Below are 21,278 nucleotides of genomic sequence, written 5' to 3' on the forward strand. Positions count from 1 at the left end.
CTATGAGAACCCGGCGACCGGCGAAGCGATTCCGACGAGAACACCGTAGGGATCTCTGACATACGAGACCACCTGACCCCAGGCAGTCTCGTGCGGCTCGGCCACGGCGGTGGCACCCGCCGCGACGGCACGGGCAAAGCCCCCGGCAACGTCCTCGGTGGTGAAGGTGAACTCAAGCCCTACCGGTGGCATGGCAGGGCTGAGGGCGGTATAGGGAACCGGCACCGCCTGAGCCCCCAGCCGGTGGCTGGTGAAGGCGAGCGCCGTACCTCCGGTAGCGAGTTGGGCGAAATCGCCTGACTCGTGAACGAACGCGCGGGCGAACCCGAAAGCCCGCTCGTAGAAATCAACAGCTTCTACCACGTCCGAGACGTACACGATGGCGTAACTGAACCTCATCGCGTCTCCCGGAAGATCAGTACAGGACATGCTCCAAGGCCATCACGGAGCCGGCACCGCAGTCTTGGATGAATCAGACGAGGTTGTCACTTCAGGGGATCCGTCCTGCTCCAGCATGCGGAAGAAGTGACCGCCGTTCAGATCGAGCGCCGACTGCGGATTCTGTTGCGCTACATCGGATACCGGTCTTGATACCGCGCCGTCGCCATGCCGACTCGGCCGCTGATGCGACACCGCAGCAGACCTGATCACCGTCGGGACCTCCGCTGGCCTGGCACGCCACCCGACGCGTCCCTCATGACCTGCTCCCTAGTGGTGCCGTCGCGGTATCCCATGTACGTGACAATTGCCTACTGTCACATACGTGAGCCGTCTTCGATCATGGCTGAGCCGGGGATCCGGTCCGCGGCTCGGGCACGTTATCCAGGACACCGCGCCTGCGGCGGGCACACCATGAGTACGGCCGCCGAGCGGAAGATCACCGAGCTGCGCGGCGACGGCGTCACCCTCACCGCAGCGAGCGAGGAGTACCTGTCGACCGCACGGGTCGCCAACCCCAACACCCACCGGGCCCACGCCTCCGCGATCGACCACACCATCGCCCAACTCGGCGGCGGCACCCGTCGCCCGACGTCACCGACGATGAGATCGGCGACGCGCTCACCGCACTATGGAGCAAGCGCAAACCCGCGACGTGGAACCGCAACCGAGCCGCAGTCGCCTCCTGGCTGAACTGGTGCCAGACCAAAGCACTGGGCCGCGCGCGCCGCGGAAATCCAAGGGCGGCGCGACCCAATGGGTGTACTGGGACACCGGCACCGCCCACCTCCTGCCCCTACCCGATGGGTCCTCGCGCACCTGCGGGCCGCTGTTCCTTGCCGAACGCAAACCTGTGCCTGCCCGCCGCCCCGCCTCCGGCGATATCTGCCACACATCGGCGAGCTCGTCACGGCTATGACCGCGCGCGCGTTCTACTGGAAGACTCGATCTCCACCAGCGCCGCCACTCACCTTGGCGACGCTGAAGTGCCGCTGCAGCTCATCATGGCCAAGATCCGGCACAAGAACCCGCGCACCGCCATGCGCTACATCATGCCCCGTGGCGAAGCCGTCGCCGAAGTCACCGGCATCCTCGGCCCGCCCGCCGGCCCCACTGACCACAACCGAGGTCAACGCTGTGCGGGGGCTTGCAACCGATGCTTGCGGAGGCGTCCGCCCGCCGACCGCCCTTTCAGGCGTAGTTGGTGACCGGCTGTTCCGGGACGCTCCACGTCGCCATGTAATCGCAGGTCAGTGATAGGTTCGTTGGATTTTCGCGATTGCTACCGGGACCCCGCACAGGCGGCAGCTTCCGCGCGGCCGTGGCGCGAATCGACGGTCTCGCGCGCACCCCACGCGCGGCTGGCTGAGCACGTCACGCCAGGCGCCGACTTCCTGGGTGCGGCACTCCCAGGAAGCACACGGCCTTCATCCACTCCGATGACCCTGGAAGGGTTCGCAGGGGTCAGTCCACACGGAACGGAATGAAGGACAACGTCATGACCACGTGGTTCATCACCGGAGCATCCCGCGGCCTCGGCGCCGAGATCGCCCGCGCCGCCCTCCGCCACGGCGACGACATCGTCATCGCAGTGCGCGACCTCGCGCGCGTTCCGCAAGACCTCGCCCAAGCGGAGAACGTGCTCACCGTCGCGCTGGACGTCACCGACACCGCCGCCGTCCCCGCCGCGGTCCAGGCCGCTGTGGACCGGTTCGGGCGGATCGACGTGCTGGTCAACAATGCCGGCCGCGGCCTGCTCGGCGCGTTGGAGGAGATCAGCGACGCCGAGGCGCGGTCCTTGTTCGACCTGAACGTCTTCGGCCTCATCGGCGTGACCCGTGCGGTGCTGCCCGTCATGCGCCGCCAAGGCTCGGGAAAGCTCGTGCACATCGGTTCCCGGTCGGGATTCGAGGGCGAGCCGGGGGTGAGCATGTACAGCGCCTCGAAGTTCGCGGTGGCCGGGATCAGCGAGGCACTGTCGGAAGAACTGGCGCCGTTCGGCATCCAGTCGATGGTGGTCGAGCCGGGCGTGCTGCGTACGGACTTCCTCGACGCCAGCTCCCTGTCGCTGCCCGCCCACCGCATTCCCGCCTACGACGGCACGCCCGCCCGCGCCACCCTGGAATGGGCAGTCATCGCCAACCACAGCCAGCTCGGCGACCCCGTCAAGGGCGCCGCACTGATCCACGAGGTCATCACCCAGGACACCTTGCCCAAGCACCTGTACCTCGGGCCCGACACGCTCGAACGGCTCCGGGCCAAGCTGTTCCAGATCGAGCAGGACGTCGCCCCGTGGCGGGAGAAGTCCGCCGCCACCGCGCACGACGACGCCGCCTGACCCCGCACCCCAGCCAGGCCGCTTTCCGAGATCGGCCGAGACTGCGGCGTCCATCGGATCCGCACGCACCGCACCTGACCAGAAGGTGGAACACAGGGATGGGCTGCCGGACGGTTGACGCCCCTGACGCCGGCTCACTCACACCCGGATCATGAATGCCCACGTCAGGGCCCACTGGCGGTCTTCTGCCCCAGCGGCCACGGCCCGATGTGAGACCTGGCCGAGGACGACCACTCCATCGGGCTCATCGAAACCACCTTCCGCGACCGGCAGATCGGCCGCGCTGGTTGGTTGCGCCACATGACCGACACCGACGGCACCTCGCTGGCATGGGACGCCGTACCGCATGCGGGGCCGACTTCCGCTGCCGAACGTAACACCCATGCGTAAAGGAAAGAACCTCTTGCACTTGGTTGAGAGTCTCTGTATCAATGTCACATACTCTCTCATACGAGAGAAGCTCTTGCGTTTTGGAGAAGATGTCCGGGCATGGCGCCCCTCAGCCTCCAGCACACCCTCGCCCGTGAACCCAAGGAGCCTGAATGTCTGAGGAAACCCCCACTGCTCCGGTGCTCGAACCGGCGGCAGCGGCGTTCGCCGAGGCCACCGCCCATCCGCCTTACCTGTTCCAGATCCCCGTGGAGGAGGCTCGCGCCGCGGTCGACGAGGTGCAGGCGAGCGAGATCGCCAAGCCCGAGGTGGATGAGGAGTGGGTCACCGTGGAGGGCGGTCCGACCGGCTCGGTGAGAGTCCGGCTCGTCAGGCCCCGGGGCGCCGTCGGTCCACTCCCCGTGGTGATCTACATCCACGGCGCCGGATGGGTGTTCGGCAACGCCCACACCCACGACCGTCTCATCCGCGAGTTGGCCGTCGGTATCGGGGCCGCCGTGGTCTTCCCCGAGTACGACCGTTCGCCCGAGCACCGCTACCCGATCGCCATCGAGCAGAACTACGCCGTCGCCCGTTGGGTGATCACCCACGGCACCGGCGAGAATCTGGACGCCGAGCGCGTCGCCGTGGCCGGTGACTCCGTCGGCGGGAACATGGCCGCCGCGCTGACGCTGATGGCCAAACAGCGCGGGGACGTGCCCCTGCGGTTCCAAGTGTTGTTCTACCCGGTCACCGACGCGAGCTTCGACACCGTCTCCTACCGTCAGTTCGCCGAAGGCTACTTCCTGCGCCGTGATGCCATGCGGTGGTTCTGGGACCAATACACCACCGCCGACGTCGAACGCGCCGACATCACCGCCTCGCCCCTGCGCGCGTCGCCGGAGGACCTGGCCGGGCTGCCACCGGCGCTGGTCATCACCGCCGAGGCCGACGTGCTGCGTGACGAAGGCGAAGCCTACGCCGCCAAACTCCGCGCTGCCGGGGTCCCCGTCGTCGCCGTTCGCCACCTCGGCATCATCCACGACTTCGTCATGCTCAACGCCCTACGCGACACCCACGCCGCCCAAGCGGCCATCGACCAGGCGATCCACGCACTGCGCACCGCACTCCACCAGAACTGACCCAGGGAGCGCGGAACGGGGCGCTCCAGATCGTTTCTCAGCGCCCTCGACAGCGGTTGCCCTTTCGCAAGGAGAATCATGTTCCGTCCCGAACGCACCAACTCCCGCTCGGCCGTCGGCTCCCTGGCCAAGCTGGCTCTCGCGCCCCTCGTGATCGGCTCCCTGCTGGCCGCCACTGCGACCGGCGCCGCCGCCTCACATGACACCGGTTCGAGTACAGCCAAGCCGACCGTCGTCCTCGTCCACGGCGCCTTCGCCGACGCCTCCAGCTGGGCCGGCGTCATCAGAGGCCTGCAACGCGACCACTACCGCGTCATCGCCGTGGCCAACCCACTACGCGGCCTGCACGACGACGCCGCCTACGTGCGTAACCTGCTGGACACCGTGAAAGGTCCCGTCATCCTGGCCGGCCATTCCTACGGTGGTTCGGTCATCACCCAGGCCGCCGCCGGTAACCCGAATGTCAAGGCCCTGGTCTATGTCGCTGCGTTCATCCCCGCCGCCGGTGAAAGCGCCGCCGAACTGGCGGCCAAATTCCCCGGCGGCACCCTCGGCGACACGGTGAGCAGTGCTTCCTACCCTCTGCCCGGCGGCGGCACGGGCACCGAACTGACCATCAGGCAAGACCGCTTCCACAAGCAGTTCGCCGCCGACGTTCCCGCGGCCACCGCCGCCGTCATGGCTGCCACCCAGCGGCCGGTCTCCGCCGCCGCCCTGGAGGAAAAGGTCACCGAGACCGCCTGGAAATCCATCCCCTCCTACGCCCTCGTCGCCGGCCGGGACCTCAACATCCCGCCCAAGGCCCAGAAATGGATGGCCGAACGCGCCGACGCCCACATCGTCACCGTTCTCGGCGCCTCCCACGCGATCACCGTCTCCGAACCCTCAGAGGTCACCGAGCTCATTCGCCGCGCCGCGCGGAACTGAATCGAGCGGATGCGTGCCGGGACCGCCCCGCCCGGATCGGCGTGGCCGACGTCCTGGACTTCGTGACGTTGCAGGGCGCCAGTACCATCTCGCGCACTACCGTGAGCCGTAGAGCACGAGCCTCAGTCGCGATGGTCTCGTTCGATTCTCTCGATGAGGAGTTCGATCTCATACTCGAAGAGGGAATCGACCTCGACCGTCATCGCCGACAGGCCGCCGCCGAGTTCGAGGCTGACGATGCCGTGCACGCATGACCACACGGCGACGGCGAGCCGGAACTCCGATGAGCCCACGGTTCGGGCGGCGAGAACGTCGTCCTCCTGGTAGGGCGCCGGTTCGGCCGCGTCCTCGCGGCCGAACTCGGCGAGGACTCCCAGAAGGATCACCATGAGCGAGCGGGCCGCGGTGGCCAGAGATTCGGCGTGTGCGTCGTAGCCCGGTACCGGGGGCTTGAACAGCAGCTCGTAGCGGTGCGGCTCGGCCAGGGCCCAGGACCGGTAGGACCGGGCCAGCGTGCGGAAGTGCTCTTCAGGGGTACGGTCGGCCGCCTCGCTGCCCAGTTTCTGGGCCATGGCGTCGTGCAGGTCCTCGTAGGCGTCGATGACCAGGGCGGTCAGCAGGTCGTCCCGGCTGGCGAAGTAGCGGTAGAGCCCGCCGCCCGACACTCCCAGATGCTTGGCGATGGCGTTGATCGAGATCGCCTGGGGACCGCCTTCGGCGAGCTGATCCAGGGCTGTCGCCTTCACGTCCTCCCGGACCTGCTCGCGGAAGCGCTCACGCATCGAGCTACGGGGTGCAGGTGTGGGCATCGCATCCTCCTGTGGGTCTAGCAATCATAACGTGTCACACAGAAGCGAATAATCTTTTGCTTTACCTTGAGCTACAATCTTCAGCAATAAATAATCCGTAAAGTGAGAAGCTCTCACGCGGTGAACAGTGTCACTTTGTGCCCCTGTGCCCGAAGGAGGTCCGCCGTGGGCATCACCGAAACCCGGTTGCGACGCGCCCGCCCGGAGGCGCCACGCACCCTGGCCATGGTCGCTCTGGCCATGGCCCCGGGCACGGTGATCCTCGACGCCTCGATGGTGAACCTGGCCACGCCCGCCATGAGGGCGGCGTTGAACCTCTCGACGGCGGAACTGTCGTGGGTCGTGGACGGATACTTGATCGCTTTCGCGGGGCTGTTGCTGCTGGGTGGCCGGCTCGCCGACCTGCTCGGCGGACGCAGGATGTTCCTGTCCGGCGTCGCGATCTACGTGGTCGCGTCGATAGCGTGCGCCCTCGCCTTCGACGCGACCACCTTGATCACCGCGAGGATCGTTCAGGGTGCGGGGGCGGCGGTTCTCACTCCCGCCGCGCTCTCGCTCATGCTCGGCCTCTACCCCGAGCCCGGCGAGCGGCGGCGCGCGCTCGGTGTCTGGGGTGGGAGCCTCGGCGCGGGCAGTCTGTGGCGCTCGGAGGAGTGGTGACCGAGGCCATGGGCTGGCCGGCGATCTTCTGGCTTCCGGTGCCGATCGAGATCCTCGTGGCCGTCATCGTGGGGTACGCGCTGCCGCCGTCCCCGGTCAGGCCGGGGCGGTTCGACCTGCCCGGGGCGGCCACCATCACCCTGGGCATCTCGGCGCTGGCCTTTGGGCTGATCTCCGCCCCCGAAGCCGGATGGAACTCCGTGCGCACGGTCGTGAGCCTGGCGGTCGGCGCGCTCTCACTGGGCGCGTACATCGTCGTCGAGCTGCGCTCCGACCACCCCCTCGTCCCGCTCGGTGTCTCCGGCGGAGGCCGGTGGTCATGGCCAACACCGTGATGCTCCTGCTGGGCGCGGTGTCGGTGGGCCTGTTCTATTTCCTGTCCCAGTATCAGCAGCAGGTCCTCGGCATGTCGCCCGCCACGGCCGGCCTGAGCCAGTTGCCGATCGCGGTTCTGATCACGCTGGGCGGCTTCGGAGCTCCATGGCTGGCCCGGCTGACAGGTCTGCGATCAGCGATGGCGGGCGCGCTGGTCGCGTTGTCCGCAGGGCTGTTCTGGCTTGCCCGAAGCGAGGCCGGCAGCGAGTTCGTCACCGCGCTGCTGGGGCCGTTCCTGCTGATCGGCGCCGGACTCGGCCTCGGATTCGTCTACGCGACGACCATCGCTGTCTCCGGCGCTGTCGTGGGGGAGACCGGCCTGCTCAGCGGTCTGGTCAACGCCACCCGCCAGCTCGGCGGCGCCCTCGGGCTCGCGGCCCTGATCGCGGTGGCCACGGCCGGCGACGGCGTCGCCCACACCGATGCCTTCCTCGGCGCGGCGGTGCTCGCCCTCGCCGCTGCCCTACTGTCCCTCAGGCCGACGGCACACCGCAGGCCGGAGTCCGACCAACAGGTTGAAGGAGATTGACCGTGGAGACGTCGACGGTTCTGACGGCCGGAGTGCTGCGGCTGGTGCTGCCGTCCCAGTACGCGGCACGAGCCGACTCGCCCGTGCGGCTCCTGCGCTGGCAACCGGACGCTCCGGCTGCATCTGTACCCTGACCGACTTCGCCCGCGATCACGCCGCCGCCCGGTCACGCATGCCGGGCCGCGACCGGCCCCGCGAAACCCGGCGGAACAGCCCATCGGGAGGCAGGTACGCCTGGCTCCTCCGCGACACACTGAGCAGGAGTTCGACATGAGCAACAGGAAGATCGCGCTGGTGACGGGAACGTCCAGCGGAATCGGACTGCACACCGCCGTGGGACTGGCGCGCGAGGGCTTTCACGTCGTCGCGACGATGCGAGACCCCGGCCGGGCCGACCGGCTGCGGGCCGAGGCCGCTGACCAGGGAGTCGATCTGACGATCCGGAAGCTTGACGTCACCGACCGCGACGGCGCCCGCGCCTGTCTCGACGAGGTGGCAGCCGATTTCGGGCCCATCGCGATTCTCGTCAACAACGTCGGCCAAGCCGTCGTCGGAACCCTGGAGCAGATCGACGACGACGCCCTGCAGCAGCAGCTTGAGGTCAACTTCCTCGGCGCCGCCGCGCTCACCCGGCACGTGTTGCCGTCGATGCGGAAGTCCGGCGCCGGCCGGATCGTCAGCGTCAGCAGCGAAGGCGGAGCCGTGGGGCAGCCGTTCCTCGACGGCTACATCGCCGCCAAGTTCGCCCTCGAAGGCTTGATGCAGTCGCTCGCTCCGGTGGCGGCTCGCTTCGGGGTCGTCGTCAGCGTGGTCGAACCGGCGGCCGTCACGACGGACTTCGTCGACAACGTGGACAACAGAGCGTTCCCCGGCCCCGACGACCCCTACCGGGACCTGGTGGAGAAGTACCTCCAGAGCGCTGTCGACAACCTGACGCGGGCCCAGCCTGTTCGGGAAGCGGCCGCTGTCGTGATCGAGGCCGCGACGACCCGCACACCCCGCTTCCGGTGGCAGACCTCAGAAGCAGCCGCCGCCTCGGTCGGGAGATCTCTCGCGGATCTGGACGGCAGCGCCGTCATCGCCGCCATGTCCACCTGGCTGGACTGAAACGGCGCACCGCGCCACGCCGTTCCCGGCTGTCCTCGCCCTGATCATCGGCCCCTTCCAGTCCATGGCCCGGTTGCGCCCCCGGCAGGCCCAGGCTGCACCGGATCTGGCTGACCCGCGACCACGCCCTGACCTTCGCCGCGATCTCCCTGCTCACCGGCGTGATGCTGAAGCGGTCGCCGCTGACCCGCCGCCAGCGGCTCGGCGAGGCCGTACCGGCCGGTTGACGTGCGCACACCACCGCGCGACCGGGTCACCTCCCAGGGGAGTCGAGGCGGCCTGAGCCAATCGGTCGTGCCCTGGCTGCCGGGTGGGGGCACGTGGGGGCCGAGTCTGAGGTCAGGCTGTGAGGGCGGCTTCTGCTTCCCGGTAGATGACGCTCGGGTCCTCGGACAGCCACGCCTTCACCTGGCGGCTCCAGGCGTCGGCGAGCACCTCTGGCCGGTGCGCCTCGATGCCGTCGAGGGCCGCCGCGACAATCGTCTCGGGGGCGGTCTTGTCGCCGTCGTACCAGGCCATCATGTCGGTGTCGGCGGCGCCCAGGTGCAGGCCCGTCACCAGGGTGCGCTGGTCGGCCAACTCCAGGCGGACGCTGTTGGTGAGCGCCCATTCGGCGGCCTTGGCCGCGTGGTAGGCGCCCGCGCCGTCGAAGGCGAGCCAGGAGATCGCGGACAGGACGTTGAGGAGCGCGCCGTCGGTCAGTTGGGGCGCGAAGGCGCGGATCATGTTGAGGGTGCCGTAGAAGTGGGTGTCCATCTCGCGGCGGATCGTGTCCAGGTCGCCGGTGATGAGGTTCGCGCCGGTGGAGATGCCCGCGTTGTTGATGACGATCTTGACGTCGGGCGCTGCCGCGGTCGCGGCGGCGACCGACGCCGGGTCCGTGATGTCCAAGCGCAGTGGGATGACTCCCGGTACGTCGATGAGGTCCGGACGGCGGGCGGTGGCGTACACCTTGCCGGCGCCGCGGTCGAGGAGGGAAAGGATGAACTGCCGGCCCAGGCCCCGGTTCGCGCCGGTGACCAGCACATGTGCTCCGTTGATCTGCATGCCGGATAGACTAAAACCTGACGTTGACGTCAGAGGCAAGGGTTGAGATGGAGGTCATGGTGCGTATCGGCGAGTTGGCGGCGCGATCGGGCGTCAGTGTGCGGGCCTTGCGTTACTACGAGGAGCAGGGGCTGCTGGAGGCGGACCGGAGCGAGTCCGGGCAGCGTCACTACCCCGAGTCTGCGGCCGACCGCGTTGAGCTGATCCAGATGCTCTACTCCGCCGGTTTGTCCAGCCGGACCGTCGCCGAACTGCTGCCCTGCGTCGATGCCAAGGTCAGCACTCCCGAATCGCGTGCCCGGCTGGCCGCCGAGCGTGATCGCATCGACGCGCAGATCGCCGCGCTTGCCCGCACCCGTGACAACTTGGACGCGGTCATCGCCTCCACCGGAAGCCCGGCCAGCGGCTGCGCGTGGATCGCGGACCACGATGTCGCCGCGCAGGCGAGTCACTCCGCCACGCCGTGATTGCCGCAGCCCGGTTCGGGCTCGATGTCAAGAACACGATCCGTTACGCAGGCCCATCCCCGCGCCCAGTTCCCTGAACTGGAGCACAGCCTGCGGCAGCATCACCGCTTCCTGCACCGATCACCGGCGCCGGATGCCCACCGACAACGGGCATCGGACTGGTGTGAGCAGGTGCTGCCGACTCCATCGAGGAGAAACCTGAGGATCAAGACTCGCTGAGCGACCCTGCGTGGGAGGCCCGTGTCTCACGGGATGGCCGCTGGACGCAACCGCCGTCACCGAGAGGCGCTGTTCGCGCATTCGCCAGTGCCGGCACGTACGGCCCACATCCACCCGGCGGATGTCGGCGGTCGGGGTGTCCGGCGCGAGGGCGAACGGGACGGGGTGCCGAGACGCCACGGCTGGCCGGCCCCGGTCGGCGGGGGCGGGCACGCGCAGGAGCCCGGTGAAGCGGCCGGTGTGGTAGGTGCCGGAGCGCGAGCGGCCCGGCGGCGCGGGCACGGGTGGCGCTAACGGCGCTCCGCGGTCGCCCAGCCGTCACGTTTGATCTTGCTCGGGCAAAGCGCCGTTGGCGCGAATCAAGGTGGGACCCGTGCGGTTTCGCAGGCCCTGCCGTCGCGCTAGCCGCCATCGGCGGAGTACGCCAAACCTAAGGCAATGCATCGACTGCCTATAGACTATAGGTAGATGCATGCTGGCTATAGGAATACTGAGAGTAGGTGATGGTCGTGGTTCGGGCAGGACTGAGCCCGGAGCGGCTGACGCTCGCTGGTGCGGAACTCGCCGATGTGGCCGGTTTCGACCAGGTGACCCTGTCGGCGCTCGCCCGGCGTTTCGCCGTGAAGCCGGCAAGCCTGTACGCGCATGTGAAGAACTCCCACGAGCTCAAGACCCGGATCGCGCTGTTCGCGCTGGAGGAACTCGCCGACCGGGTCGCCGACGCCGTGGCCGGGCGCGCGGGCAAGGACGCCCTGACCGCCTTCGCGAACGCCTACCGGGACTACGCCCGGGCCCACCCCGGCCGGTACGAAGCAGCGCGGTACCGGCTCGACGCGCACACCGCCGCGGCCAGCGCCGGCGTCCGGCACGCGCAGATGACACGGGCGATCCTGCGCGGCTACGACCTGGCCGAGCCGGACCAGACGCACGCGGTCCGCATGCTGGGCAGCGTCTTCCACGGCTATGCGTCCCTGGAGGCAGCCGGCGCCTTCGACCACACGGACGTCGCCGCGCAGCACTCCTGGGCCTGGACGCTGGACTGCCTCGACACCGCACTGCGGAGCCGGTCCACCCCCTGACCGCAGCGTCACCCGCGACGGCTTCCCCGTCGCGACCCGACACCCACCCGAAACGGCTTGAGGCAATGAGCACCGAACAGAACCTGATCACGACCGCCGTCACCGTCGCCTTCCTGCGCGGACACCTCGACGTGGAAGAGACTGCCCACGGCCTGCTGCCGCACCGCCTGCCTGCCTGGGCACGCCGCCAGATCCCCGACGACCGGCTGGCCGTGGCCGAGGCCCAGCCCTCCGGCGTCCGGCTGGCCTTCCGTACCAGCGCCACCACCGTCCGCCTGGACACCCTGCCCACCAAGCGCGGCTACCGGGGCTTCCCGCCCCCGCCGGACGGCATCTACGATCTCCTGGTCGACGGCCGCCTCACCGCCCAGGCCACCGTGGACGGCGGGAACCTGCGCACCATCACCGACATGCAGACCCAGGCCGCGGAATTCACCCCGGGCCCCGCCGGCACCGCCCACTTCACCGACCTCCCCACCGGTGAGAAGGACATCGAGATCTGGCTCCCGCATGCGGAGATCACCGAGGTCATCGCCCTGCGCACCGACGCCCCCGTCGAGTCGGTCCCGGAGACCGGGCGCCGGGTGTGGCTGCACCACGGCAGCTCCATCAGCCACGGCTCCAACGCCGTCTTCCCCAGCACCATCTGGCCCGCCCTGGCCGCCTCCGCAGGCGATGTGGAGCTGATCAATCTCGGATTCGGCGGCAGCGCACTGGTCGACCCGTTCATCGCCCGCACGATGCGCGACACCCCCGCAGACCTGATCAGCCTCAAGCTCGGCATCAACGTCGTCAACAGCGACGCCATGCGCCTGCGCGCCTTCGCCCCCGCTATCCACGGCTTCCTCGACACCATCCGCGAGGGCCACCCCACGACCCCCTTGCTCCTGATCTCTCCTGTCCTGTGTCCGACCCACGAGAACACCCCTGGACCTCTCATGCCGGACCTCTCCAGCGGAACCCTGAAGTTCAGGGCCACCGGTGATCCGGCCGAGACCGCTGCCGGACGGCTGACGCTTACGATCGTCCGCGACGTCCTGGCCGACATCGTCAAGCAGCGGTCCGCCGAAGACCCCAACCTCCACTACCTCGACGGACTCGACCTTTACGGCGAGAGCGACCACGAGGAGTTCCCGCTGCCGGACGCGATCCACCCCAGTCCCGAAGGGCACCGCCGCATCGGCGAGAACTTCGCCAAGTTCGCCTTCGCAAACAACGGGCCCTTCACCATCACGACTGGCTGACCGGGTGTCCGGCTTTCGGCTCTGGCCCGCAATCGGTGGTGAACTTGTCACTTCAAGTGGGTAAAGATCCTTTCCGGGTGATGGAGAACCCTCATCACCCGATCCGGCCTGAATGGGCGAGCCCCCGAACCCCTTGATTTGGCGCATTCGAGGGGCTCGTGAGCTCTCTTCTTGCCAGGGCCGCCCGGAACAGGAGAACGCCGTGCCCTGCCGTCGCGCCGGCGACGGCAGGGCACGGCGTGTGAGAGGTTCGGTCAAGCCTTGAAGGAAGCACCGTGGACGTGCGCGCCATGCCCGGGCGGGATCGACGTGGCCGGGATGGCACAGAACGGATCGCCGTACACCTGGACGGTGGCGTCGGTCTGGTTGTTGACCGAGTGCGTGGTCGCGGGCAGCCGGTGGCAGCCGACGGGTTGTCGAAGATCTCCAGCGGCTGAAGCTCGGTGGAGAAGACAACGACTTGGCCGGTAGCCGCCTGCGCCGGGTCGGCGGCACCGAGCAGGGCTGTGGTCACGCCGGTGACGGCGAGAGCGGCGGCGGTGATCCTGGGGCGAACTGTCATACGGTCTCCTGGTGTCGAGCGAGAGCCGCAAGCCCGATGCGCCTGCGGCCACCGCCCTCAGAATCCACTACTTTTCGCGACTATGACATCACTCAAGGTCGCCATTGTGGGAGTGGGGCCGTTCTCGCAGCCGCGAACCGTGCGATGCGCGGGCCTGCCCACTCGGGTCGACGTCAGGGACGTCCCGCAACTTAGGTGGCCACCAGTTCTCGCTGGCTATGAACAGGAACACGTGTTCTAAGGCGAGTGTCAGGAGCTACGTGGCTCCGATCCCGGACAGGCGTTGGATCTGTGCGGCGGAGACCCCGCGCGTGTGTGCGGCCTGCACCAGCCGGGCCTGCCCTTGTCGCCGGCCGCCGCGGCCGAGCCGATCGGGATGAGCCCGGCCGTGGTAGTGCCGACAGGTACTGGCGCACCCGGAACGCCGCTGCGCTGGCGGTCGTATGCTGACATGACCCGGATGCTCGCCCCAGACGGGCTGCCAGTGGCCGCGTTGGACGTCCTCGTGGAGGAACTCCTCCGGCCGGATCAACTGTTTTCGGAGTTCGGCGGGATCGTGTCAGGGGCGTTCCCAGACGTGGCTCACTCCGGGCTCGTCGTCCCGTGGTTGATGAACCGGCAGGCTGGCGGCGAGGAAGGCCCTGTGGTCATCGGCGAAAATGAATCCGTACTCGTGCTCGATGCGTGCGAATTCCACGTCTGTCGGGCCGGGCTCGATCACGCGGCAGTTCAGCTGGACCAAGCGCTCCGCTGCTGCCTTTCCGATCAGGGCTCCCTCTTCGCTGATCATGCTCGGACCGTATCGCGAGATCGCCTTTGCCGATGAGCGCGGAGTCGCTCGGTCCCGGCTGAGGAGTTGCAGCCGAAGGGATTCAGGGGCCGAGGAGGAAGCTGGTTCCGGCGTCGGTGGTCGGTCGTAGCGGTCGCCGGCCCTCGATGAGCTCGGCTTCGATATCGACGGTGATGAACCCGAGGAGTTGATGTTCTCGCGGTGGCGGGGGCGATGAACGACAGCGGCTCGTCGCGGATCTCGCGGCCCTGAGAGCGCAGCTCGCTGGTCGCGGGGCCGCGAGGGTGTTCCGGCGGGAGGCGGCCGGCCACTTTCCGACGATCGGAGACGCGGTCGCCTCGCCGAACTTCGGCGAGCCGCCCATCCGCGGCGGATCCCGGTGGCAGTCGGTGGTCAGGCCTTCGTTCCGCCGGTCGGCCGGCAGAGGCCCGGCGTGAGGGTGGAGCGCGTTGGTCGCCCCTGGGTTGTGGACCCGCAGCATCGCGATTCTCCCGAGGTGGCGGATCCGTGGGGTGAGGGCTTTGCCGGCGAGGTCGGACAGCCCGGAGTTCACCAGGGTGGCGCCGTGGGTGTCGGTGGCGTGCTCGGTGATCGGCAGATCGGTCTGGTTCTCCAGGATCTCGTCGAGGGTGAGGTGGCCGTCGCCGGTGGTGGGGAGGATCTGCTGGGTTTCGTCGCCCCGGCGATGAGGACCGCGAGGATGTTGCGCTTCAGCGCGAGGGTCTGCTTGGTCTTGTGGCCACCGGCGTGGGTGAAGCAGGCGATGAGGTTCGTGCGGGCGCCCAGCTCGATCAGCGGCGAGGCGATCGGCACGAACGGCAGCATTCCCGACAGTTCGTCCCGCAGTTCCCGCGCTTCGCCCGGGATGCCTTCGGCCGACAGCGGCGGGATCACCAGACGGCCGTTCTCATCAAGCCGGACCGCGCCGACATCGCTTCGCCAGGAGCTCCTCCAGATCCTCCATCGCCTGGTGGAACTCCTCCTTCACCTGCTCGATCGCGTCTGCCGGCTTACGGATCAGCCGGCAGAACTCCGCCCGCCGCGGCTCCCACTGCTCGGGGGTGAACAGGTAGGTGCCCGGGCCGGCGGCTGCGGGTGGGCCGTCGCTGCGGACGCGGACCCGTCGGCGACCTCGACAACGACCCGTGAATGGCGGGCGGCCCGTCGGGAGAAGGAGGTTGAGCGTCGAAGTGTCGGACCTGACCGTAGGGCCGGACATGGGACCTGAGCGGCTGCGTCGCGGCCGATGTACGGCGTGCCGTCAGTGGCTGAGAGCGCTGAGGATGAGTTTGGTCAGGGCGGTGACGGCGTCGTCGGTGATGGCTCGGCCGCGGTTGATTTCGGCGGCGATGGCCTCTGCGGCGCCGAGGGTGCCGACGCAGCGCAACCGAAGGGCTTCGGCGGTGAGGCGGGAGTGGGGTCGCAGGGCGGTGGCCATCAGGTTCGTGTAGTGGTCGAGCAGGTCGTGCTGGGTTGCCTCCAGGGCTGGGCTTCCCTTGAGGGCGGCCGAGATGGCGGTGAGTTCCGGCATGTCGGTGGCGCACGTGAAGTAGGCCTCGCTCATGACGCGGGCGACCTCGGGCGCGGTGGGATCGGCGTCCTGCAGGGCTTGGGCCAGCCTGGTCCGGTACTGGTCGTCCAGCCGCAGGTAGAGGGCGAGCAGCAGGCCGTGGCGGGTGGCGAAGTGGTCGTAGACGATTGGGCGGCTGACCTGGGCGGCTTCGGCGAGAGTAGGCAGGGTGAGGTCGTCGGCGCCTCGGGTGCGCACGATCGAGGTGGCGGCGTCGAGCAGTTGCTCGCGTCTGGCCGCCTTGGACAGGCGGGTCGATGGGCTGGCCATGGTCCTCCTTTTGCGTGCGGGCTCCAGCTTAAGCTACAAAGAGTAGGCTACAAAATGTAGCTTTATGGGAAGGAGTCGCACATGGGCAAGTCAGTGCTGATCATGGGTGGGTCGGGACAGGCGGGCAGGGGCACGGCCGTGCTCCTGCGGCGCTGGTATCCGGCGCTGCCGCTAACCATCGCCGGTCGCGATCTCGACCGTGCCCGGAGGGTCGCCGACGAACTGGGCAACGCCACGGCCCTCTCCTTCGACCTGCGGCGTGGCGATCTCGGGCTCTCGGAGGGGAACGGCTATGCGGCGGTGGTCGCTGCCGTGCGTGATTCGCACCTCAACGGGTTGCGCTTCGCGCAGGAGCGCGGCGTGCCGTACCTGAGCATCTCCAACGGTTTGGTGGACATCGCGCCAGAGGTCGTCGCGGGCGCCCAGCGGGCGGCGGCCGCACCGATCCTGGTGGCCAGCCACTACCTGGCCGGGCTCGTCGTGCTGGCCGCGATGGAGTCGGCCCGGGAGTTCGAGCGGGTCGACACGGTCCGGGTGGCGGCGGTGCTGGATGAGCGCGATGGCGGCGGGCCTGCGGCCATCGCCGATCTGGAGCGGCTGATGGATGTCACCTCGGCGGGGCTGGTGCGCCGTGACGGCGATTTCATCTGGGTGGCCGGCGCCGCTGCGCAGGTGGAGGTGCCCAGCGTGGACGGGGTCGTGCTGCCCGGCCAGACGATCGCCACCCTGGACGTGCCGAGTCTCGCGCTCGCGACGGGCGCGCCGAATGTCCGCTTCGATTTCGCGGTCGGGGAATCGGCCAGTAGGCGGCGTGGCGCGGTGCCTTCGACCGAGGTCCGCATCGAGTTGGAGGGAAGTGCGGCGGCGGGCGCGCCGCTCAGCAGGAGCCAATGGCTGGTGCATCCTGAAGGTCAGCGTCCGCTGACCGCGCTCGGTATCGCTCTGGGAGTGGAGCGGCTGCTCGGCCTGCGCGGCCAGCCGGTGGCGCCGGGCCTGTACACGCCCGAGGCGCTGGTCGACCCCGCCTACGCGGTCGAGCGCATGGCGGAGCTCGGCACGCTGCGGCTCTAGCCGGAGAACGGCAGAACGGACTGTCATGGAGGCTGGGCGGCGGTGCCCGCGGCAGTCCCCGGCCTGGTGCGCGCGTGGAGCGTCCCCGAGGTCGGCTACCGGCGCTGGAACGCCTTCGGCGGGCACCGCCCGCAGACGGTGCCCGCGATGCTCGGAGCCCTGCTCAATACGCCGACGTGCGCCTGGGTCGCCTGGCTCAGCGGCCCGCCCGTGAACTGGGAGACGGCGTGGAAGCGTCAGTTTCCCCAGGTCCGGCCCTGCAGAGGGGGAGCCGGCCCGGACAATTACGAGAGATCGAAGGGGGCGGGGGAGTGGCCTTCCCAGATCTGGCGGGATGCCTGTTCGGGGTAGGGCAGAGTTTTCGACTCGGTGTCCAGGACGCGGGTGAGGTGCCCGCCGGGCCGGTGGGCGGACCAGCCCGCGTCGCCGGTGGTGACGAAGCGGACCCATGCCTCCTGGAGTTCGCGGGAGAGCGCGACGGCCTCGGGAGTGGGCTCCTCGCCGATGAGCTGGGTGCCGACGGGGCTGTCCAGCGTGCCGAACGCCAGGGGCACGTCGAGGCTGTGGCAGGCGCCCAGGATGCCGCCGAGGGCCGGGGCGACCCAGCACAGTTCGAACAGGTACGAGGTGCCGCCGGCTGCGGCGTTCGCCTCGGCCAGCTTCTGTGACGGCATGCGGAAGAGGGCGTCGGAGTACACCGTCTCCACCAGCTCCTCCGGGCCTGCCTGAGGGAACGCGGCACGGTAGGCTCGCGCGCCGTCCGGCTGCGGGGCGTGCAGTTCCAGGGCTGCGTGGGCGTCCTCCTCGGTGAAGGTGCCGTACCGTCCGCTCATGACGCTGAAGTACCGGAATTCGTCCCGGGTGTGGCCGACGAGCAGTTCGGTCCCGTTTGTGCGTGCGCCGGTCAGCGCGGGCCAGGGCGTTTCCGGGAGGACCTCGCCGTCGACGACGGGGCACAGCGCGGTGCCGGTCTCCGTGAGGCGTCCCCAGCTCTCCCGGTGCGCGTGGAGGCCGGCGTTGAAGGAGGTGAGTTCGGCGGCCAGGTGCCATGGGTCGATGTCGCGCAGGGCCTCGGCGGTGGGGGCCGCCGCGCCGAGCCGGTCCGCGAACGCGGCGGTGACCTGCCGTGCCAGCGCGGGAGTGCTGTGCAGCCCCGGCACCGAATGGGCGATGGCCCGCCGGAACAGGCCGCGCGCCGGCTTCATCGTCAGCAGGGCGGCGACCGACCCTGCCCCGGCAGACACCCCGGCCACGGTGACCCGGCCGGGGTCGCCTCCGAAGGCGGCGATGTTGCGCTGCACCCACTCCAGCGCCGCGATCTGGTCGAGGAATCCGCGGTTGGGCGGCGCGTCGTCGAGGAACGCGAATCCCTCCGCGCCCACGCGGCAGTTGATGGTCACCACGACGAGTCCCGCCTCGGCCAGCGCTGCGGGGTCGAACATCGGGTCGCTCGACGCCGCCGAGAGGTAGCCGCCCACGGGGATCCACACCAGCACCGGCAGTCCTGCCGCGCCGGGATCCGGAGTGCCGATGTTGAGCGTCAGCCAGTCGGTGCCCTGCGGGGGCACGTCGATCGGCAGGGACAGCGGCACCACGGGGCCGAACTCGACTGCCTGTCTCGTCCCCTCCCAGCGGTGCGGTGGCGCGGGCGCGGCGAAGCGGAGCGCTCCGACCGGGGGCTGGGCGTAGGGGATGCCGCGGAACACCGCGTGCCCCTGTCGCCGGCGCCCCTGTACCACGCCTTCCGTGGTTCGTATCTTTGGCTGTTCGGACATGACGATTCCTTCCCTCGAGTGGACCCAAGGTTTATAGGTCAAGTGTATTATGTCAACTGTATTGGAAAAGCTCGGGGTACGAGGGAGGGGCCGGCGATGCCGAAACAGGTGGATCACCGCGGACGCCGCGAAGCGATCGCCCGCGCACTGTGGCGGGTGGTGGAGCAGCGCGGCGTCACACAGCTGACGATGCGCGTGGTGGCGCAGGAGGCGGGCATGTCACTCGGGCAGCTGCAGCACTACTTCGCCTCCCGGACCGCCATGCTCTCCTTCGCCATGGACCTCGCGTCCGAGCAGACCTCGGTGCGCGTGCACCAGGGGCTCGAAAAGCTCGGTGACCGTCCGCACCCCCGTGACGTGCTGCGACTGACCCTCGCGGAAATGCTCCCCCTGCATGCCGACGCCCGCGCGACCAGCCGGATGAGCGCCGCCTACGCTCTGGAGGCGCTGCACGACGAGGCCGTGCACGAGCAGGCGCGCCGCGGCCTCGTCCAAGGGCGTGCCCTCGTCGAGCAGTTGGTCCGCCAGGCGATCGCCGACGGGCACATCGACTCCGGCCGCGACCCGGCGACCGAGACCAACCTGCTGCTCGCCCTCACCGGCTTCACCTCCCTGATCGAACTCGACGTGATCGAGCCACAGGACGCGCTCGCCGCGATCGACGTGCATCTGGACCGGCTGTTCAGGAGTAGGTGACCTGCCCCCGGACACCGGGGGCAGGTGGGGACAACATCAGCTTCAGTCCGGCCGCTCCCCGGCCTGGAGCCGTCTGACCGGCCACCACCTCGGACCACGCCCGGCAACGACCGTCCCATCTACGCCCTGAGCGTCCGCACCGATGCCCGCCGTAGCGAGCCCCCTGACTGTGGGTGCTGGGCACCGACCGCGCAGTGGCCGGGATTGGTGAACTCCACGCCGTCGAAGCGGAACACGGTGACGCGGCCGAGGTAGTCGCTGACCGCCAGAAGTCGGCCGTCTGCGGAGAAGTCGACGGTCTCATTCCAGGCCATCATGTGCTTACCGGGTGCCACGAAGCACGGGTTCAGCGGCTGCCCGGTCGTGACGGAGCGAACGATGACCGGGCCCTGGTGCCCGGCGTCGGCGAGCAGGGTGTGTCGGGGGACAGCGCGACATCGCGGAACGACGGGTACGCCCCGTTCGTCCTTGATCGCCCAGCGCCGGGCGGGTGCCGGTCTCGGACATCGCTAGCGCGCCGGCCAGGCCCGGCCAAACCTCCGGACCCCAGACGGCGTCGCCGTCCACCGCGAGGGCATGAACGATCCGCGCGAGCCTTTCCGATCGGTCGGAGGTGCCTCCGGCGACGCGACGGTGGGTTGCCCGCCTGGTCTCCGACACCCCCAGCACAGGCACCAGAGCGTCCCATCTCACCGCATCTCGAGACCCGAACACGTAGGTCACGTTGGAATCCTGGTCGGTCAGGCTTCGCAAGGAGTCTCGGGAGTTCGCACATGTCGTCGAAGACCGTGGTGTTCGGTCCTTCGAGCCATTGCGTCGGTGTGAGTCCGCCGCCGAAGCCAAGGGCGCGCATGCAGGCTGCGCGGGCGTGGTCGCTGTCACTGCTGCTGGACGGTGACAAAGTCGACGGGCAACTGGCCGATCCGCATGAGCAGTTCCGGCGGGAGGCGGATGCATGGCGCACCGGGCTGCGTACGGCGCCGGAGGTGCTTCAGGCCCTGTTCCCCGATGCGACCTGATGGGCGGGCGCTGTCTTCGGCTCCCGCTCGTGAGAAGCCCTCGCTCATCAAGGGCCGGTCATTAGCTTAAGGATCTTGGCGCCTGGCATCCATGAGTGTCACCGCATGCCGGGCAACTGCGGAGAGAACGACGGACCGGGCAGGCATCTTGACATGCCGATCACGCCAGCTAAGTTCCCTGATAAGGAAACTTTCTTAACAGTACGGGTATCAACCTCGCGGAAGGAGCCAGCGCGTGAAAGTAAGACGTGCCGCCGCCACCCTCTGCGGCGGCGCTCTCATCGCCGCCGCCGCCGTCACGGGCGTGGCCACGCCCGCCCATGCCCTGCCCGACTCCTGTTCGATCTCCTACGAGAGCGACGGGTCCATCAACTCCTACTGTTCCACCGGTACCGGCTATCACCAGATCCGTGTCTCTTACTGCTTCGTCAACCCGTGGGTCAACTACTGTGGCTCGGACGCGGGGCAGAAAGCCCCCGTCGGCGCCACCTCCAGCGTCAGGCCTCCCGGCGGCGGGGCGATCAGAGACGTGACCATCGTGAAGTCCGAAAGCTGAACAGGCCCCACCGATCTCCGAGGAGGCCGACGGGGCTCGCGTGTGGATCAAGTGTCATCGCCGTGACACCGGCACCGCCGCCAGGTGACCGGACACGTACGTGATCAGCCGTCAGGAGCGGGACCGCGCCGTGTCCGGCCGGTGTTCCGGTTCCGCCGACGAACGAGGCGGCGCGCCCGACGAAGTGCGCGCCGCTGTCACGTACACCGCCGGCTCCGG

24 protein-coding genes are annotated in these 21,278 nt (G+C 69.0%); 15 read left to right on the forward strand and 9 right to left on the reverse strand.

Annotated features, from left to right (window positions below):
• A complete protein-coding gene (locus ABD120_RS23505) occupies window positions 1-399 on the reverse strand; it encodes a VOC family protein (RefSeq protein ID WP_343952154.1) in 399 nt (132 codons plus the stop codon).
• A 453-nt stretch (window positions 400-852) separates the two neighbouring features.
• Here ABD120_RS23505 and ABD120_RS23510 point away from each other — a divergent pair, with 453 nt between their 5' ends.
• From ABD120_RS23510 to ABD120_RS23525, 4 genes are all read left to right on the forward strand, one after another.
• Window positions 853-1,131 (forward strand): hypothetical protein, encoded by a 279-nt coding sequence (locus ABD120_RS23510; RefSeq protein ID WP_343952155.1) that lies wholly within the window; start codon window positions 853-855, stop codon window positions 1,129-1,131.
• Window positions 1,132-1,936: 805 nt separating this feature from the next.
• A complete protein-coding gene (locus tag ABD120_RS23515) occupies window positions 1,937-2,776 on the forward strand; it encodes an SDR family oxidoreductase (protein ID WP_343952156.1) in 840 nt (279 codons plus the stop codon).
• 542 nt (window positions 2,777-3,318) lie between these two features.
• Complete coding sequence (locus ABD120_RS23520; RefSeq protein WP_343952157.1) at window positions 3,319-4,287, forward strand: alpha/beta hydrolase; 969 nt, start codon at window positions 3,319-3,321, stop codon at window positions 4,285-4,287.
• A gap of 78 nt (window positions 4,288-4,365) precedes the next feature.
• Entirely contained in the window at window positions 4,366-5,214 is an 849-nt protein-coding gene (locus tag ABD120_RS23525) for an alpha/beta fold hydrolase (protein ID WP_343952158.1), read from the forward strand.
• A gap of 122 nt (window positions 5,215-5,336) precedes the next feature.
• Here ABD120_RS23525 and ABD120_RS23530 read toward each other — a convergent pair whose 3' ends face one another.
• Window positions 5,337-5,996 carry a TetR/AcrR family transcriptional regulator gene (locus ABD120_RS23530; RefSeq protein ID WP_343952159.1) on the reverse strand — a complete coding sequence of 220 codons (660 nt, stop codon included), beginning with the start codon at window positions 5,994-5,996 and terminating at the stop codon, window positions 5,337-5,339.
• Window positions 5,997-6,188: 192 nt separating this feature from the next.
• Between ABD120_RS23530 and ABD120_RS23535 the strand changes: the two genes are divergently transcribed.
• The 4 genes from ABD120_RS23535 (at window position 6,189) to ABD120_RS23550 (ending at window position 8,694) form a co-directional block, all read left to right on the forward strand.
• The gene (locus ABD120_RS23535) at window positions 6,189-6,683 is read left to right on the forward strand and encodes an MFS transporter (protein ID WP_343952161.1); all 495 of its coding nucleotides are present in this window, start codon (window positions 6,189-6,191) and stop codon (window positions 6,681-6,683) included.
• Between the two features lie 190 nt (window positions 6,684-6,873).
• The gene (locus ABD120_RS23540; RefSeq protein ID WP_343952162.1) at window positions 6,874-7,587 is read left to right on the forward strand and encodes an MFS transporter; all 714 of its coding nucleotides are present in this window, start codon (window positions 6,874-6,876) and stop codon (window positions 7,585-7,587) included.
• Between the two features lie 2 nt (window positions 7,588-7,589).
• Complete coding sequence (locus ABD120_RS23545) at window positions 7,590-7,721, forward strand: hypothetical protein (RefSeq protein ID WP_343952163.1); 132 nt, start codon at window positions 7,590-7,592, stop codon at window positions 7,719-7,721.
• Window positions 7,722-7,857: 136 nt separating this feature from the next.
• Entirely contained in the window at window positions 7,858-8,694 is an 837-nt protein-coding gene (locus ABD120_RS23550; RefSeq protein ID WP_343952164.1) for an SDR family NAD(P)-dependent oxidoreductase, read from the forward strand.
• Between the two features lie 339 nt (window positions 8,695-9,033).
• On the opposite strand, the gene ABD120_RS23555 is transcribed toward ABD120_RS23550, so the two are convergent.
• Window positions 9,034-9,741 carry an SDR family oxidoreductase gene (locus ABD120_RS23555; protein ID WP_343952165.1) on the reverse strand — a complete coding sequence of 236 codons (708 nt, stop codon included), beginning with the start codon at window positions 9,739-9,741 and terminating at the stop codon, window positions 9,034-9,036.
• 59 nt (window positions 9,742-9,800) lie between these two features.
• Between ABD120_RS23555 and ABD120_RS23560 the strand changes: the two genes are divergently transcribed.
• The 3 genes from ABD120_RS23560 to ABD120_RS23570 all read left to right on the forward strand — a co-directional run bounded on the left by ABD120_RS23560 (window position 9,801) and on the right by ABD120_RS23570 (window position 12,750).
• On the forward strand, window positions 9,801-10,208 hold the full coding sequence (locus ABD120_RS23560; RefSeq protein ID WP_343952194.1) for a MerR family transcriptional regulator: 408 nt from the start codon (window positions 9,801-9,803) through the stop codon (window positions 10,206-10,208).
• Between the two features lie 728 nt (window positions 10,209-10,936).
• Complete coding sequence (locus ABD120_RS23565) at window positions 10,937-11,506, forward strand: TetR/AcrR family transcriptional regulator (protein ID WP_343952166.1); 570 nt, start codon at window positions 10,937-10,939, stop codon at window positions 11,504-11,506.
• Window positions 11,507-11,571: 65 nt separating this feature from the next.
• Window positions 11,572-12,750, forward strand: a complete 1,179-nt coding sequence (locus ABD120_RS23570) for a GDSL-type esterase/lipase family protein (RefSeq protein WP_343952167.1) — start codon at window positions 11,572-11,574, stop codon at window positions 12,748-12,750.
• A gap of 1,121 nt (window positions 12,751-13,871) precedes the next feature.
• Here the strand turns inward: ABD120_RS23570 and ABD120_RS23575 are convergent.
• The 4 genes from ABD120_RS23575 to ABD120_RS23585 all read right to left on the reverse strand — a co-directional run bounded on the left by ABD120_RS23575 (window position 13,872) and on the right by ABD120_RS23585 (window position 15,942).
• Window positions 13,872-14,102: a hypothetical protein gene (locus ABD120_RS23575; RefSeq protein ID WP_343952168.1), complete on the reverse strand. Its 231-nt coding sequence runs from the start codon at window positions 14,100-14,102 to the stop codon at window positions 13,872-13,874.
• An 82-nt stretch (window positions 14,103-14,184) separates the two neighbouring features.
• Window positions 14,185-14,763 (reverse strand): Tn3 family transposase, encoded by a 579-nt coding sequence (locus tag ABD120_RS39880; RefSeq protein WP_425564019.1) that lies wholly within the window; start codon window positions 14,761-14,763, stop codon window positions 14,185-14,187.
• Window positions 14,652-14,996 (reverse strand): hypothetical protein, encoded by a 345-nt coding sequence (locus tag ABD120_RS23580; RefSeq protein WP_343952169.1) that lies wholly within the window; start codon window positions 14,994-14,996, stop codon window positions 14,652-14,654. Before ABD120_RS23580 ends, ABD120_RS39880 begins: the two co-directional genes overlap by 112 nt.
• Before the next feature lie 367 nt (window positions 14,997-15,363).
• Window positions 15,364-15,942 (reverse strand): TetR/AcrR family transcriptional regulator, encoded by a 579-nt coding sequence (locus tag ABD120_RS23585; protein ID WP_343952170.1) that lies wholly within the window; start codon window positions 15,940-15,942, stop codon window positions 15,364-15,366.
• Between the two features lie 81 nt (window positions 15,943-16,023).
• Here ABD120_RS23585 and ABD120_RS23590 point away from each other — a divergent pair, with 81 nt between their 5' ends.
• The gene (locus ABD120_RS23590; RefSeq protein WP_343952172.1) at window positions 16,024-17,013 is read left to right on the forward strand and encodes a Rossmann-fold NAD(P)-binding domain-containing protein; all 990 of its coding nucleotides are present in this window, start codon (window positions 16,024-16,026) and stop codon (window positions 17,011-17,013) included.
• Window positions 17,014-17,297: 284 nt separating this feature from the next.
• On the opposite strand, the gene ABD120_RS23595 is transcribed toward ABD120_RS23590, so the two are convergent.
• Window positions 17,298-18,788, reverse strand: coding sequence for a carboxylesterase/lipase family protein (locus ABD120_RS23595; protein WP_343952173.1), 1,491 nt, complete (start codon window positions 18,786-18,788; stop codon window positions 17,298-17,300).
• A gap of 96 nt (window positions 18,789-18,884) precedes the next feature.
• On the opposite strand from ABD120_RS23595, the gene ABD120_RS23600 reads away from it, so the two are divergent.
• A complete protein-coding gene (locus ABD120_RS23600) occupies window positions 18,885-19,484 on the forward strand; it encodes a TetR/AcrR family transcriptional regulator (protein WP_343952174.1) in 600 nt (199 codons plus the stop codon).
• 119 nt (window positions 19,485-19,603) lie between these two features.
• Here ABD120_RS23600 and ABD120_RS23605 read toward each other — a convergent pair whose 3' ends face one another.
• Window positions 19,604-19,801, reverse strand: a complete 198-nt coding sequence (locus tag ABD120_RS23605; RefSeq protein ID WP_343952175.1) for a hypothetical protein — start codon at window positions 19,799-19,801, stop codon at window positions 19,604-19,606.
• 456 nt (window positions 19,802-20,257) lie between these two features.
• On the opposite strand from ABD120_RS23605, the gene ABD120_RS23610 reads away from it, so the two are divergent.
• Window positions 20,258-20,503, forward strand: coding sequence for a hypothetical protein (locus ABD120_RS23610; RefSeq protein ID WP_343952176.1), 246 nt, complete (start codon window positions 20,258-20,260; stop codon window positions 20,501-20,503).
• Between the two features lie 235 nt (window positions 20,504-20,738).
• Window positions 20,739-21,059 (forward strand): hypothetical protein, encoded by a 321-nt coding sequence (locus tag ABD120_RS23615; RefSeq protein WP_343952177.1) that lies wholly within the window; start codon window positions 20,739-20,741, stop codon window positions 21,057-21,059.
• The last annotated feature ends 219 nt before the right edge of the window (window positions 21,060-21,278 follow it).

Origin of the sequence: Nonomuraea longicatena (assembly GCF_039525605.1) — a bacterium.
Taxonomy (GTDB): domain Bacteria; phylum Actinomycetota; class Actinomycetes; order Streptosporangiales; family Streptosporangiaceae; genus Nonomuraea; species Nonomuraea longicatena.